This window comes from Mesorhizobium sp. M0077, from assembly GCF_040322955.1.
In the GTDB taxonomy this organism is placed as follows: Bacteria; Pseudomonadota; Alphaproteobacteria; order Rhizobiales; family Rhizobiaceae; genus Mesorhizobium.
The window spans coordinates 138,123-151,682 of record NZ_JAMYUL010000015.1; the positions used below are offsets into that span (position 1 = coordinate 138,123).

13 protein-coding genes and 2 pseudogenes are annotated in these 13,560 nt (G+C 57.7%); 1 reads left to right on the plus strand and 14 read right to left on the minus strand.

Going from position 1 to position 13,560, the window contains the following annotated elements; all coding sequences use genetic code 11:
• Positions 1 to 491: 491 nt before the first annotated feature.
• The 14 genes and pseudogenes from NKJ57_RS25175 to NKJ57_RS25240 all read right to left on the minus strand — a co-directional run.
• Positions 492 to 650, minus strand: a pseudogene (locus tag NKJ57_RS25175) (ATP-binding protein); the annotation flags it as partial.
• Between the two features lie 172 nt (positions 651 to 822).
• Positions 823 to 984 carry a hypothetical protein gene (locus NKJ57_RS25180; RefSeq protein ID WP_502902057.1) on the minus strand — a complete coding sequence of 54 codons (162 nt, stop codon included), beginning with the start codon at positions 982 to 984 and terminating at the stop codon, positions 823 to 825.
• 177 nt (positions 985 to 1,161) lie between these two features.
• Complete coding sequence (locus NKJ57_RS25185) at positions 1,162 to 1,848, minus strand: response regulator (RefSeq protein ID WP_023673698.1); 687 nt, start codon at positions 1,846 to 1,848, stop codon at positions 1,162 to 1,164.
• Positions 1,849 to 2,565: 717 nt separating this feature from the next.
• Positions 2,566 to 3,606 (minus strand): P-type DNA transfer ATPase VirB11, encoded by a 1,041-nt coding sequence (virB11, locus tag NKJ57_RS25190; protein ID WP_023673699.1) that lies wholly within the window; start codon positions 3,604 to 3,606, stop codon positions 2,566 to 2,568.
• Positions 3,590 to 4,729 (minus strand): type IV secretion system protein VirB10, encoded by a 1,140-nt coding sequence (virB10, locus tag NKJ57_RS25195; protein ID WP_023708086.1) that lies wholly within the window; start codon positions 4,727 to 4,729, stop codon positions 3,590 to 3,592. The genes virB11 and virB10 overlap by 17 nt, the downstream gene beginning before the upstream one ends.
• Entirely contained in the window at positions 4,722 to 5,606 is an 885-nt protein-coding gene (locus NKJ57_RS25200) for a TrbG/VirB9 family P-type conjugative transfer protein (protein WP_023679588.1), read from the minus strand. Before NKJ57_RS25200 ends, virB10 begins: the two co-directional genes overlap by 8 nt.
• Positions 5,603 to 6,316, minus strand: coding sequence for a type IV secretion system protein VirB8 (locus NKJ57_RS25205; RefSeq protein WP_023685154.1), 714 nt, complete (start codon positions 6,314 to 6,316; stop codon positions 5,603 to 5,605). The genes NKJ57_RS25200 and NKJ57_RS25205 overlap by 4 nt, the downstream gene beginning before the upstream one ends.
• Positions 6,313 to 6,471 carry a type IV secretion system lipoprotein VirB7 gene (locus NKJ57_RS25210; RefSeq protein ID WP_081726271.1) on the minus strand — a complete coding sequence of 53 codons (159 nt, stop codon included), beginning with the start codon at positions 6,469 to 6,471 and terminating at the stop codon, positions 6,313 to 6,315. The genes NKJ57_RS25205 and NKJ57_RS25210 overlap by 4 nt, the downstream gene beginning before the upstream one ends.
• A 27-nt stretch (positions 6,472 to 6,498) precedes the next feature.
• The gene (locus NKJ57_RS25215; protein WP_023673703.1) at positions 6,499 to 7,386 is read right to left on the minus strand and encodes a type IV secretion system protein; all 888 of its coding nucleotides are present in this window, start codon (positions 7,384 to 7,386) and stop codon (positions 6,499 to 6,501) included.
• A 58-nt stretch (positions 7,387 to 7,444) separates the two neighbouring features.
• The gene (locus NKJ57_RS25220) at positions 7,445 to 8,128 is read right to left on the minus strand and encodes a TrbJ/VirB5 family protein (RefSeq protein ID WP_023673704.1); all 684 of its coding nucleotides are present in this window, start codon (positions 8,126 to 8,128) and stop codon (positions 7,445 to 7,447) included.
• A gap of 13 nt (positions 8,129 to 8,141) precedes the next feature.
• Positions 8,142 to 10,511 (minus strand): type IV secretion/conjugal transfer ATPase VirB4, encoded by a 2,370-nt coding sequence (gene virB4 / locus NKJ57_RS25225; RefSeq protein ID WP_023724243.1) that lies wholly within the window; start codon positions 10,509 to 10,511, stop codon positions 8,142 to 8,144.
• A complete protein-coding gene (locus tag NKJ57_RS25230) occupies positions 10,511 to 10,837 on the minus strand; it encodes a type IV secretion system protein VirB3 (RefSeq protein WP_023673706.1) in 327 nt (108 codons plus the stop codon). The genes virB4 and NKJ57_RS25230 overlap by 1 nt, the downstream gene beginning before the upstream one ends.
• Complete coding sequence (gene virB2, locus NKJ57_RS25235) at positions 10,837 to 11,142, minus strand: pilin major subunit VirB2 (protein WP_023673707.1); 306 nt, start codon at positions 11,140 to 11,142, stop codon at positions 10,837 to 10,839. Before virB2 ends, NKJ57_RS25230 begins: the two co-directional genes overlap by 1 nt.
• Positions 11,143 to 11,216: 74 nt before the next feature.
• Positions 11,217 to 12,002, minus strand: coding sequence for a type IV secretion system lytic transglycosylase VirB1 (locus tag NKJ57_RS25240; RefSeq protein ID WP_023724798.1), 786 nt, complete (start codon positions 12,000 to 12,002; stop codon positions 11,217 to 11,219).
• Between the two features lie 1,296 nt (positions 12,003 to 13,298).
• On the opposite strand from NKJ57_RS25240, the pseudogene virG reads away from it, so the two are divergent.
• A pseudogene (gene virG / locus NKJ57_RS25245) lies at positions 13,299 to 13,560 on the plus strand (two-component system response regulator VirG); the annotation flags it as partial.

Here is a 13,560-nt window from a genome sequence, read left to right on the forward strand (position 1 = left end):
GGACCCGGTGAATCACCCTGATCTATAGTGGAGCAGACGCGCTCTGAGCCTCAAGAGCGTTTCCTCCTCTGAGTATCCTTGATCTGCCGCTGGACATTCTCGTTGATATTGCTGAGCGGCTCAGCCCGATGGATCTGCTGAGGATTTCGCACACAAATCAAGAGCTGCGTGTCGCCGCGATGATAGTCGCAACGCCTCAAGAAAGGCGGATTCAGGTTCAGGCCATCTGTGGCAGCCCTTGCAACCGGGCTCCAGCAGCGTCTCGTCGTCATGGCCGAGGGGCCTCGTGACCCCGACGACTGCGCTACGGCCTTGTGGGGCCTCGGAGCGGGCGTTGCAGCGCTTGCACCCGAGCTCCAGCGGCGTCTCATCCTCCTCGCCGAAGGGCTTGAGCCCAGGTCTCAGACCATTGCCCTGGAGGGCCTCGGAGCAGGCGTGGGTGGCGGACATAGCAGCCTGTCCCATACCTATGAATACGTTTGGCTGAAGCAGACCGATGGCTGCGCGTCGAAGCCGAAGCCGTCGAGTTCGCGGACAAACGGGAACTGCGCGATCTTGCTCGACATGAGCGTGTCGAGCTGGTCGCGGATCGCCGTCAACTTCAGCCGATCCAGGATTGCGATCAGCAGGTCATGATCTAGGGTCGTCATCACCAGCTCCCTCCGGCCGCCGCTTCGTACTCGGCGAGTGGCCGCAGCGAGGTGGCCGGGGGTGATCTTGATCCGCTCGGCGCGCACCGGCCCTTCGAAGCCGGCAACGCCGACAAAAGGCTCTGTCGCAAACCTGGAAATGGGGTTGTGAACGGCCATTTCGGCCTGTCCGTCAGGCAGCGAGGAGATCGAAACAGCGATCGACAGCCTTGTAGGCATACCTCGCCTGTCGCTTGCCCATCATGTGGATCATCTCGATGCCGGAGAGGACAACCACGTCGTTCGCATGCGACTTGAAGCCGATAGCCTGGTCGAAATGGCGGCCCTTGAACATCACGTGCTCCTCCACAGCTGAGGCGTTTTTCTTGCCATGCTCGCTTACAAAAAGGTTTGCGACAGAGCCGTTCGAACCGCATGCCGACACCATCGTCAAGGGCGGCCGCGATGTCCATTATGGCCACAAGCTCACCCTGACGACGGGCAGGCAGTCTGTTCTTTCAATTTAGACCAACTATGCGGATGCCGCCTCAGTCAATTCAAGAATGTAACCAATGCCGCGCATGGTCGTGATACGTGGCGTTGCACCTGACCTTCTCAGGTGTCCACGTAAGCGATAGATTCCGACTTCAAGCGCGTTGGCAGATACCTCGTCGTTGAACGAATAGAGGTGATCTTCCAACTGCGCACGAGGCACGATGCGGCCTGCACGGATAAGCAGATGCTCTAAAATACATAGTTCGCGGCGTGCGATCTTCAGAGGATGACCCGAGACGGAAACCTGTCGGCCGATCGGATCGAAATTGAGATTGCCAAATACAACGATGGGGTCGGTCACCTGTGTCGACCGGCGCAGAATGGCTCTCATTCTGGCGATGAGCTCATCGAAAGAGACGGGCTTGAGCAGAAAGTCGTCCGCGCCACCGTTGAAAATTGCAATCCGCTTCTCGAGATCGTTGATGCTACTCATAATGAGGGTTGGAACTGAATGCCCGTTGCTCCTTAGCTGTCTCAGCCAGCCCAAGCCATCGCCATCTGGCAGAGCCAACTCCAGCAGGAGAATTTCATAGGTTGCGCAACAAAATGCCCTCGATGCCTGTTCCAGGTTGCCAACTACATCAACGGCAAAACCGCTATCCCCGAGCGCAACTCGCACAGCGCGCGTAAGATCCACATGATGATCAATGAGCAGCGTTCGCATTTCACGTCCTATCAAGGTCGGACAGGTCACCGTCCGCTGTAAGACCGGGGCGACAGCGGAAGTCGCGCAACTCTTCGTAGTGTTCGTAACGCTCTTTCCGATGGGTGATCGCGGGAGCATGCAAGCCGCACGCCTGCAATAGTCGGGGATGGAACACGTGAAGACCTGTTGACGGGCTGAAACCGTCGGTCGGCGGGCCCACAATGCCACCGACTCTGCCTGCGATTTCTCTGCGCATCGATCCTCCTATGGGTTGCGTCGCAACATCCAGCTGAGGTCGCAAGGGCAGGTTGCGGCTTTGTTCATTGAGAGGACCCCCTGGAGGCAATACCAGGAGGATTCCCTATATGGCACTTCCCGATTTACCACCGGTCATTCCGAACCACGTTCGGCGGCTTTGAAGACACTCATTGAGCGCGGCTAGGTAAATCAAGGGTACGACTGCCGGGTGTCGATGCCGCTTTTGAAGCAGGCATCGGCACCAGCTCGGTGAGCGTCGCCCGCGCAATTCAGCGGACGCGCTCGATACACCCAGTCGAATCGTGCCGCAACTTGCCGCGCCGACAGGGCGCCCGAAGACTTCAGACTTGTGACCGAAGGTCTACGCCCAGTCCTCCTCCCATTATCCACCTCCCTCAAATCAAAGTGGACGTTCAATCTGAACAAATTACGCCATCGTATCACAAACGACTTACCGATCCCCGACGTGCTCTAGCCTTAGTGCTTGTTAAGAAGGTCGGCTACTGTCTCTCCGCGTCGCCGGGCATCGGCGGCGAGCCACACCTCCCCCACCTCATACACGTCGCCGTGGGTACTGAACGGCACAATGACGTCAATGGCAGCCGACAGCAGGTCAAGAAGCGTGTGGTCTTCCACAGCAGCTCCTTGCGGGCTGCTCTTGACGAGTGAAAAGAGCTTTTTAAAGCCTTGGACCGGATCCGCCCCATGAATCGTTGATATTGATCCCGCATGGCCGGAGACGACTTCGCTAAGGTAGGCCCAAGCAGCATCATCGCGCATCTCGCCAAGCAATATTCGATCAGGGCGCATGCGCAAGCTGGCTTGCAACAGTTGCTCGGCTGTCACCGCACCTACGCTTGCTCGGTCCTTCGGATAAAGTAACCGGACATGGTTCTCGTGCGGGATTGCAAGTTCGAGCGTGTCCTCGATACTTATCAGCCTCTCTTGCGGGGGTATAGCGTTGATCAAAGTCTTGCTCATTGTCGTTTTGCCGCTTCCAGTAGGTCCGCAAAGCAGCATCGTGAGCCGCCCGCAAACGCATGCTCGCAAAAATTGCTCCAAGTCACCATGGTCGTAGTGCTGAAGAATCGTTTCGTCCTGCCGCTCTTGGCGCTCCTTTCGTGACCGCCATTGATTCCAACGCGAGTATTCGTAGCGAGAAGAAACTTCCTTGAGTTCGGTCACACGACTTGAGGGACGCCGTATCGTCAGGCTTATTGTTCCTGAGGGAACAGCGGGCGGCAAACAGATCTGCAGCCGCTCTCCGTTCGGCAGCTCAGTCGCACAGAGGGGGCTTTGCGGTCCGACATCTTGCTTGCGCAGCGCTCCAGCGAGGATCGCGATGTCCTCCAGATCGTCATAAGATAGCGGCAGCGGATGTTTCGTGAAAACGCCGGCCTGTCGGACAAAGGCTTCCCCAGGCCGGTTGATAGCGACCTCTTCGGTCCTTGGCTCCTCAAGCCATTTCAAAACAGGGTTGAGAAGCAAACGCAATTGAGGGTCAGCCTCCGGTCGCATTGTTGTCTCTCCGGCGTTGGCGATGTTGGGGGGCTGGCGCCACGGCGATCGGTCTAAGATCGTATACATCTGAGAAATCGAGGTCCCGAGCCACAAAGATGGATACAGCATCTCCCTGGTTTTTCTTCAGAGTTGGCGGAACGTTGATCGTTGCTCTAAGGGTCGTGTCAACGGCTTGTCCGGCGTTGCTCTGGAAGCTGTTGATGCCGCTTCCTCCACCTGAGCTGCCAGCGTATTGACCGGCGGCCTGAAACGCGCCTTGAATGACGCTCATGAGCATTGCTCCGCCAAAGCGCTGCCAGAAGTGATTATCCACCGTGCCAGGCATTCCGGAGCGGCCGAGCTCGTCAGCGCCCGGCGACGCTAGCGAAACGAGGGCATGGTCAGGCGTTTCGATGCGCGTCCACAGCACGAAGACACGCGCATCCCCCTGTTGGAGACCACGCTGGATCTCGCCAATCACGGTCGTCCCGCGATCCAAAAGCACCACGTTGTTGGTGGCGCCGCGGACGTCTTTAGGTAAGACGCACTTCACATAACCCGGTAAATTTGTGTCGACTGCCGTTTGCAAAATGCAGGGAATTATCGTTCCTTGGGTAATCACGAGATCAGGGTGCGGCAAAAGTGTGGCCCGGCTTGGCTCCTGTATATCTGGTTTCAATCGCCCCGTCAGATCGCCAGCGTCTGAAATCTCATGCGAGGTCGCGGGAGCATCCCTATGGTTGTCTTCGCTCCGCTGACCGTCGTTGGGCATTTGACCGCTGCCACTGTAGGCGAAAATTGGTGTTTCCTCCGGCGGCGGATCAGCTGGCGTCGGAGGCGGCGTGGATGGCGCAGAATCTCCTGCCTGCGCCGCCTGTACGGGTGCTGGAGCTTCGGGAGCAATCTCAATCGGCACGGGGCGGAATGGCTCGGCGTCGGCGACAATTGGAGGTTTTGGCTGAGTTGGCTCGTCTTGTGTGCTGGGACGACCGCCGAGCCAGATGAGCGATAGAGATGAGATGAGAACAAGAGCAGCGACGGCCAACTTCTGCAATCCCGAAACATGCCGGCGGGCCGGCTCCGAGACCATCGATCCTGAGGCATGGACATCATGTCCCGACTGTGGGCCGGTTTCATTCATCGGCCGGGCCTTTCAAAACGCGCCACACGTCGGGTGTCACTGTACCGGTCCCTGGCGCTCGTCCCACAGGGTCATAAGCCCTGTTGAAAATGGACAAGACCGTATTGCCATCTCTCAGACGCCATTCCCGGGCGACTGCGGATACTTCAACATAGTCTCCTTTGACCGTGTAATTGGCAGCGGCTTCCTTGCCGTCGGGATTGATAATGTAGAGGGAGGGTATGCGGGAATTGCTTGCGAAGCCAAATACGGTGGTAAAGCCATTATCGAAAACTTCCAGCGGCGCCAGCGATCGATCGCCCTTTGCGACGTAGTGAAAATTGCTTTCGTCCGGACTGGTAGTTGCGGCGGGCCGATTCAACAAATCCTGAACTCTCTCGTCGCGCAGCACTTTCGCCCGGGCCTGACCAAGGATCGAGCGCCTTTCTGCGTCCTTTCTCTGAGCAGCAGCCTCATCAGCAGGATAGGTGAACTGCACACTGTAGTATAGGTCAGGTTGCTGCTCATCGAGTTTTGGCATCGCTCTCGTTGAAATACTGAAGACGTATCTCCGTGTACCGGACTCACTCTCGGCCAGCACGATGACCGGCTGCGGCGGGAGCATCCGGCTAGCCTTAAAAAAGAGATAGTTGGCGCGCGGGAGCGCAGCCAGGTCTTTGCTATTGGAAACGGCCACGGCTGCGACTGTCTCGTTGGCCGCGAATGTGACAACCAGCGTTGCCCCCACTGCGGTAGACAGGCGCACCACTTCGTCAGGACGGTAAGCCAGGTAGCGCATGCGCGCATCGTGCTTGCCGGCAAGTGGTGTGTCTTCCGCGGACGCTTCCATCGTTAAGAAGAGTGAACAGACCAGCGCGAGAAACGCTCTTTTTGTCATGGCTGCACATAGCCCAGGTTCGATACGCTATCTTCCGAGCTTTGATAGGAAGTGACGAGTAGACCTCCCGGATTGGTGAGCCTCGATTGCCCAGGCAGACCCGTCAAGCGCTCGTAGCGGATGGTAGCTGTCCAGGTGGTCACTATCGGCATCTGCCCATCGACAACAAGCGAACGTTTGTAACGGATCTGTTGAACGTCCGGACTGATGTCGTTTGAAGAAATATGCCCGACCTCGAGCTTGCCGCGTTTGCCGACCGTGACTTGCGGGGAGGTGGGATTCGGATAGTTGAAGAAATCTTGATATTGCTGTCGCACAGCCGGCGCGCTGAAACTGGATACGAGGTCATAGGCGTATTGGGCTGTATCTGCTGTGTACCCCTCGCGCAGGCGTACATATTCCCACAGCGAAGCATTTATGACGGCTCGGTCTTGGGTTGCCGGCAGTCGAGAGACTGACACTTCGCTGTCGACGGTCCCATCCGGCCGGACCCAGAGGAACACAGGTACGAGCTTGGCCAACGGGACCATGGCAGCAATGGTAAATGCCTGTGCAACATTTCCTAGGACCGCCGCTGCGGCAAAGGCTATCAGGGCCTTTGACAGGCGCCGCGCAGACTTCGCTCGTGAAGTTTGAAACGCTTCCACCTTCTTATAGTGGGCGGCTAGCGTTTCTCTCTCCACCAGAAGGGCATGTTCAGGAACTTTCACTTTGGCTCTTCCGCGCATTCGACCCGAAGATCCTCAGGGGTGGTTTCCCATTGTCCCACGTTCAGTTGGAATGGGGCACCCGCGCATGTCGCAAGCCCATGGCTCGTCTTGCAGGCGGCCAAAGCGAGGATTGACAGAAGTAGGCAATATTTCATGTTTTTGGCACCGAGCTTGTCGATTGATTAAGCACCCGCCGTTTTGGCAAAGTGGCGATTGAGGCTGTTAAGAGGTCGGTTCGCACCTCCCCAAGAGCCGCCGGCGATGCTGCTGGCAATCGTCGGAAGCGCGACGATCAGAGCGTCACCAGCTAGGAAAAGCATGTCGAGCTCGTAAAGCCCGATGATCTTGGCTGCTGTCGTGCCCGAGAATTTGATCATCAAAAGCATGGCTGCCAGCGAGACTGCTTCGGCAGCGATTACTATCGTTGCAACGATGTTGAGGAGGAGAAGCAGCAGCCCGTACGAGAGCAGTTGGCCGATCCATCTGGTGGCTATGTCTCGAGTGTGATCAAAAAGGTAGCCTACGAGGACCAGGGGGCCGATCGTCAAGAGCACCTTCGTCAGAATTCCAACGGCATCGTAGATCTCGAACGCTGTCCACAGCGCGCCGTAGAAAATCCATTGCGCTCCCTCGAAAGCAAGTATGTCCTGGCCGTTCATAGGCCCAATTTCGGAAGCAATCAGCTGAAAGACATACTGGCTTGAAGCAAACATGAGATCGAGCTTCTGGGGGATTCCGATGAAGGGCAAGTCGCTGCCACTGATGTCGTGAGCCAACCTCGGAATCGTGTCGTCGAAGAGCGCTTCAATGTACTGCTGATAGTTGGCCTGCCCTAAGATAAGGGCGACGACAATCGACACCATAATTACGCGCGAGATACCCCCGCGCGCATCGACTTGACCACGCATGACCAGACAGCCTTGGATTATTATCCAGAGCGTGACACACGCAACCAGAGGCGCACTGACCGCCGCTTGGACGTTTTCAAGCACTTTGTGCAGCCCGGACGTGAAGGCCCCATGAAAGATCGTGTGTATAGTCGTGAATGGCGCGGGAATTTTGAAATTCATGGCGTGAGCCTGATGTGTCCCTGATCAGCGCAGCTGAGCCTGATGAACTCTGTGTGGTTTACGGGAGGATGCTAAACATATTAGCGGTGTCCTGATGTTCGCGACGCTGCGTGGCGGCCTCCTCCACGGCGTGAAGGCTCCCTTGTGCAGTGGCCATTGTCAGCAGACTCGTGGCCTGGACATTTTGGATCATCGCATCGTGGATCTGCTTGAGGACCAGACCGTTGGTCACGGTGGCCTGCATAATATTTCCCGAGCGGGAAAGCTGACCAAGCGTGCCGGCGTTATCCTTAAGGCGCTTGTCCATCATGCCCAAAGTGTCGGCTGCAATAGCTGCGGCATTGGCGGCCCCGGCGATTTGTCCCTGTAACAGTTTCGCTTCTGAATCGGTGCCGTTGACTATCCGATTTGGGTCCTTCGCAATGTTACGGGCCATAATCGAAGCTGGCGCCCGAGCATCAAACATCTGCTCCTCCAGCTTATTGCTCGACGGGTAGTGATTTCCTTGGTTAAGTGAGCTTAGCAGTCCCGTGACAGCGAATGACGACGTTAGAATTGTCACCATTTCAATCGTGGTAGCGAGCGTCTCGATTGACCTCTCAAGGATCGCCGCATTGGAAAGCGCTGTTAAGGTCGCTTGTGTTTCTGTTACAGGGTCGCTGACGATAAATTGCGAACGGGCCTGTCCGTGAAGCAGAAGGGAAGCAGCAAGGGTCGTTACTGCAAGTTTGGCAAATTTCATGAATATTCCTCCGTCAGTCTTGAACTTCGTGGTACCGGGCCATGAACTTGTCGAGCCACCCACTTGGGGCGTCTCCGTGCTGGTTACGAAGCTGGTCGGCAAAGCGCACTGTGTTGGCCCGCCCCGAGAGTACGGCTACGTACTCGCGCATCTGCCCAAGATCGAATTCGCAAACAATACTCCCGCTATCGCGCTTGAGCAAAAACTTGCGGCTGCCGATTGCCATTCCCTGGCGGATTGCCTCGAACTCCTGCGCAGTGCACTTCAAGCCATCGACATACGCAGAGCGGTCCGCCGTCGGTGATGGGTAGAAAATTTTCGTCATACATTGCGCAACGAGACTAGCTCCGAGAGGCGATTCCAGAACGTGTTCAGGCTGCTGCGTTGCGAGTATCAACATGCCGTTGTTTTTGCGGACCGTGAGCAAGAACTTGTCAATAACGGCCGAGAATTGGGGGTTGAGTAGATAGAATCGAAATTCGTCGCAGCTCATGACGAACCGACGACCATCGACGATAGCGCCCACTCGATGCAGAAGGTATGCGGCGGCCGGTGCACAGACCTCCTCATATTCCAGGAGCTGCGTCATGTCGAAGCCCGTAATGGAGGCATCCAGCCTTACTTCGTCCACGTCGCCGTCAAAGGCCCATCCAAGCGCCCCCCCTCTACACCACCGCTGCAGCCGTGCTCCTGCGCCCTCGGAGGGGCTGTGCAATAGGAACTCGCGCAGGCCCGCAAGTGAGCGCATAGGGGGTTCGAACGAAAGCTGACGAACAATGCCGCGTTCCAGCCGACGGCTTTCCTCCGGCGAGATCGGACCACGGCCGTCACTCTCGATCAGGGCCATCAACCACTCGCGCAGAAAGTCCCGGGAGGCGGAGGTGTTGTCCAGTCCACGCAGAGGGGCCAAGCCGCTCGGAGCGCCTCTGCGCAACGCAAGATATGTCCCTCCCGTGGCTCGCACCAGCAGTTCACCACCCCGATCCTTGTCGAAGAAGACGATCGCACCATTGCGATCGACCAAGCTTTGCTCAAGCATCGCGAGGACAAAGGTCATCAGCGTCGTCTTGCCTTTGCCAACGGGCCCGAATATTGCCGTCATGCCGACGTCATTCTCATGGGGGATGTAGTCGAAAGAAGTTCCACCGTTTGTGCGAAAGCGCGCAACAGCATTGCCCCAGTGGCCGGAACTGGAACCGCTTGGGAAGTTCTCAAATGAGACGAGCCCGGCAAAATTGTGTGAGGTGATCGCCCCCGGGCGCGTGCGCCACCTGTTGTTCCCCGGAAGTTGGGACCAATATGCGGCCTCCATGCCGATGCCCTCTTGGACGATAACGGCGCCCGCGTCGGCCAGCCGTGCGCGGGCACTTGCTGCGCGATCTGCAAGGCTATTGAGGCTGTCGCCATAGACGCACAGGCTCAGATGATGCGAACCCATCACGAATTCGTTGCTTGCCAGTGCGTCCTCTGCCTCGGCAAGTTCATTGATCTGGGTGAGAGCCTTGTCGCCGGCACTCGTCATCTGGCTGGACTTAAGGCTTAGTTTGGCATGAGCTTGTGGGCGAGTGAGGAAGGAAAAGCTCTGGCTCAGGACAAGCGGGAAGTTGGCGGACAGCAAGGAATTTAGCATCCCCGGCCGCGTCGTCGCCGGATATTCACGGAACGAAAACAATGATCCGACGGAGCTATCCCCGGGCCTTCGAATCTCAAGCGCCCGCTTCCCGCAGATGACCTGGTCAGTGTAGATCGAGGCGCCAAGTGAGCCGGTAACCATCGGAACCGGAAGAAACCGGCAAGTCATCATGAGCCGAAGCGCCTCGCCGATTTCCGTGAAGAGCACGTTGCCTTTCTCACGAATGCCCAACCGGCGCAGACCGTAACCGCCGAGTGCGCCAGCAGTGATGTGCCAGAGGTCTTCCAGGCTCCGCATTTGGGTGGCTAGATCGTGCTCATTCCGTCTGCGGGACTTGGCAATCCGCAAGCCGATCTTGCCGATTGCGGTGCGGGGGGACACGATCAAAGTGAGGAAGTGATCGTTGCGAAAGAGCTTTCCCGACAGCACACGACGCTCGTAGGCCTCGCTCAGACTGCCAGCGAATGCACTTTGAAACTGGCGCGGCGCCGGCGCCGGCACATCGTTGTGTCTCACAAGATGAGCGTATATCGAGACATTGTCATCGGCGATGTTGCGCAAGAGAGTGTTGAACGCGCGGCAGCGCGAGTTGCGCATCTCAGCGTCTTCCAAATCAAAGGGCACACCGTTCACATGTGCCATGGCCATGATCGATCCGTCTTCCAGAAGGACAACCTGATCGCTTACGTGACCAACATACGGAAGGTAGATCTCGCCAGACCTCTCGGTCCGGCCGCTGGCGCCGAACATTACACCATTCCTCTTCCGCGTTTCGGCACTCTGATCGGATTGGCGCTGACGCTTGCGCCTCCCCAGACCGGCCCGTCCACGCTTCTGCCGGCCGTCTGCAAATAGAGCAGCACGACGCTTGCCGCGTTATAGTCACGCTCAACAACCAGCCGTGCTCCGAACCAGAGTGGCACGAGAACGATTTCGTAGAGCGGGTTCTGAAGGATAATGATAACAAGCCCAGCCAACATCATGAGCAATCCGGCCAGCGTCAGCGGCACCCCCAGAAACAGTGCGGGGCGCGTCGCCGCCACATAGAGGGTGCTCACTTCCAACCGGTCGCTCATCAGCCGCCGCCTATGAGCGCCTTGCCCAGGAAGCTGGCCCCGAACATGATGACGATCCCTCCAACGACACCCGCAACCAGGCCAAGTGAAGCACGACCGAACATCCAAGAGATACCGATGGCTACGAGCCCGAGCACGGCCAGTGATTGTCCAAAGGGGCCAAGTATGAACGTGCAGATATTCTGGACCATCTTGGCAGGATCCGTCCCTCCGGTCACCTGAGCCGCGGCTGGCCCGCTGTAGAAGACCGTCCACGCCGCGCCTGCAGCAGCGGCCGGTACATATTCAGCCGCCATGCGCAGCATGGAAAAAGGCGAAGGAACACGCGTTTTAAGCGCACGAAGTATCTTGAGTGGCGTCATCATTGCATCTCCATGTTTCAATCGAATACGAGTTTGTTCGGGTTCGCGGGTTCCCGTGCTTTCGCAGCCTGGCTGCCTGTCGGACCGGAGGGATCGGCCCCGGAGCGGTCTGGCTGATACGAGCCCCAAATGTCCCAAGAATCTTGGTTGGGCTGCTTCTTTCTATTGGCCTGTTGGCTCTGCTGGAGCAGAGGCGGCACGGCTTTCCGACCGGGTGCCTCAAGGTGCGGCACATCTCGAGCAGTCGGCTCCAGCGTTCGCTCAAGGAGACTTGAGATGTCCTTTGCGGCCGACTCGACCTTGCGTACATAACCGTTGGCGAAGCCACGCGTGACGTCGCCCGTGTTATAGGCCGAGATGGCACGGCGAAGCGCCAGTTGCTGTGCCACAGCAGTGGTGCCGCCGGCATACCGGCTTTCAAGCAAGTGGGCGGCTGCCGAAAGCGAGGCGCAGGGCTCGAAAGCCCTTTCCGGCGTAAGATTGAGCATGGCAAAGTTCTTGCTGTTTATCTGCATCAATCCAACATCGACAGAATGTTGTGCTTCGAGGCGTTCCTTGATGCCCCGCGTGGCTTCCAGGTGGTCTATCCAGCGAAGCTGCTCACCTGTGGTGTTGTCATGAGCCACCAGCGTGTCAAAGCCACTTTCAATCTTGGCAATCGCGGCGAGGGTGGACGGCGCAACCCAGGGAGCGCATTTGCGCGACAGGCTGCGGAACTCACGCGGAGAAAGTGGCGCGGGCTCGGCTGGGAGTGACATGGATGTCAACAGGACGACGGCCAGCGGCCAAGCTGCAATAAACATTCCCTATCACCTACCTTTCCAAGCCGCCGGACGGGTTCTGGCCCTGTCCGGCACGCGCTTATCGGGGAGGTTTGTTACTGTGTGATGTTCAAGTTCAGCTTTTCGGTTTCAATTGAAGCAAAGACCGTGTTCGTATCAGCGTGGGTGAGCATCTTGCGCATGCGTGGGTGGCGCGGGCCCGATCAGCCAGCGACATCCGGAGCATCTTGGTACAATGACTCCTGTACAGGATTTTTGCTCGTCCCGGCCGTCCGTTGCTCCTGGAGTGTGGGCCACGACTTTGGCGTCATGGATGGTACTTCTGTCAGCGCCAAGCCAAGGACAAAATGGGGAGCTTGGCGGGCTTGTTCAGGCTCGGGATCACCGTGGGGAATCGACTAAGGCGATAAAGCGGCCCAACTTTGCCGGTATGCTGCCGATCCTTAAGAGCAGCCATGCGCGGCCCTGCACACTCAGATCATTGCTTGAGACGCGAGCTCGTCCGCGAAGCTGGCTCGAAGGCGCAAATCCGCGGCGGCGAGGGTCAACTGGGAAGACGTGGCGGCGCAGCCCATCCTGGTGCGAGCCTCGTTCAGCTGTTCGGCCGCCGCCGCCAAAGGGTGGATCACGCACAGTCCAATCGGCAGATAACCGCACGTCATTGACGGAGTCCGACGGCGCAATGGACAAGCATAGTCACACGCTCAAGATGGAGGAGTTGCATTAACTGAGAAATGTTAGCCCGGACGTTCACCGCAACCGGCGACCTGCCGGTCGCCGAACAGCATTTGAGGCCGCCGGCCACCTTGGACGAAGCCGGCTTGGCAGGAGACACACTATTTGCACAAGGCCGCTGCAGCGAATCACGGTCTTCTTCCGCCGACCGCCTCTCCGATCAAGCCAAACGCCGCGCTGCTCAACCGTGTCCGAGCTGGATCCACGAGCCGGAGGATATCGAGATGATCCAGATCCGCAAACTCCAGGATGACCAGGATGCAAGGGCATAGCAGGAAACCTGGCATCCATGAGGTCGAACTTGAGTGATATTGGCAGGCCTGCACCAACGGGGGAGCTCGAAGCGAAAAAGCGAAGGACCACACGGCAGGGTCATGTCGGCGCTTGGACCTGTCTGGTGGCCACGGGCTGCCTTGGTGCGGTCAATTCGCTGGGGATGAAAAGAACAGGACGAGCACGGCCTCACATTGGCCGCACGCAACGGCGAGTGGTATCAAGGAGCAGCTGTTCTGGGTAGGTCGGTGCCCCAGGGTTGCTCGGCAACAGGTTTAGACAAGGGGATTCAAGATTGAAGGTGTGCCGTTGAAACATGTTCTTGTCATTGACGATGATGCCGCAATGCGGCGCCTCATCGCCGAGTATCTCACGATGCATGCCCTGAAGGTAACCGCAGTCCACGATAGCAAGCAGTTTGACTATGTTCTTTCACGTGAGCCAGTCGATCTCGTGGTTGTTGACCTCAACCTAGGCCGGGAGGATGGACTTGCGATCGTCCGCAATCTGGCGACAAAATCGGATGTTCCTATCATAGTGATCAGCGGCGACCGGCTTGATGAGGCGGAAA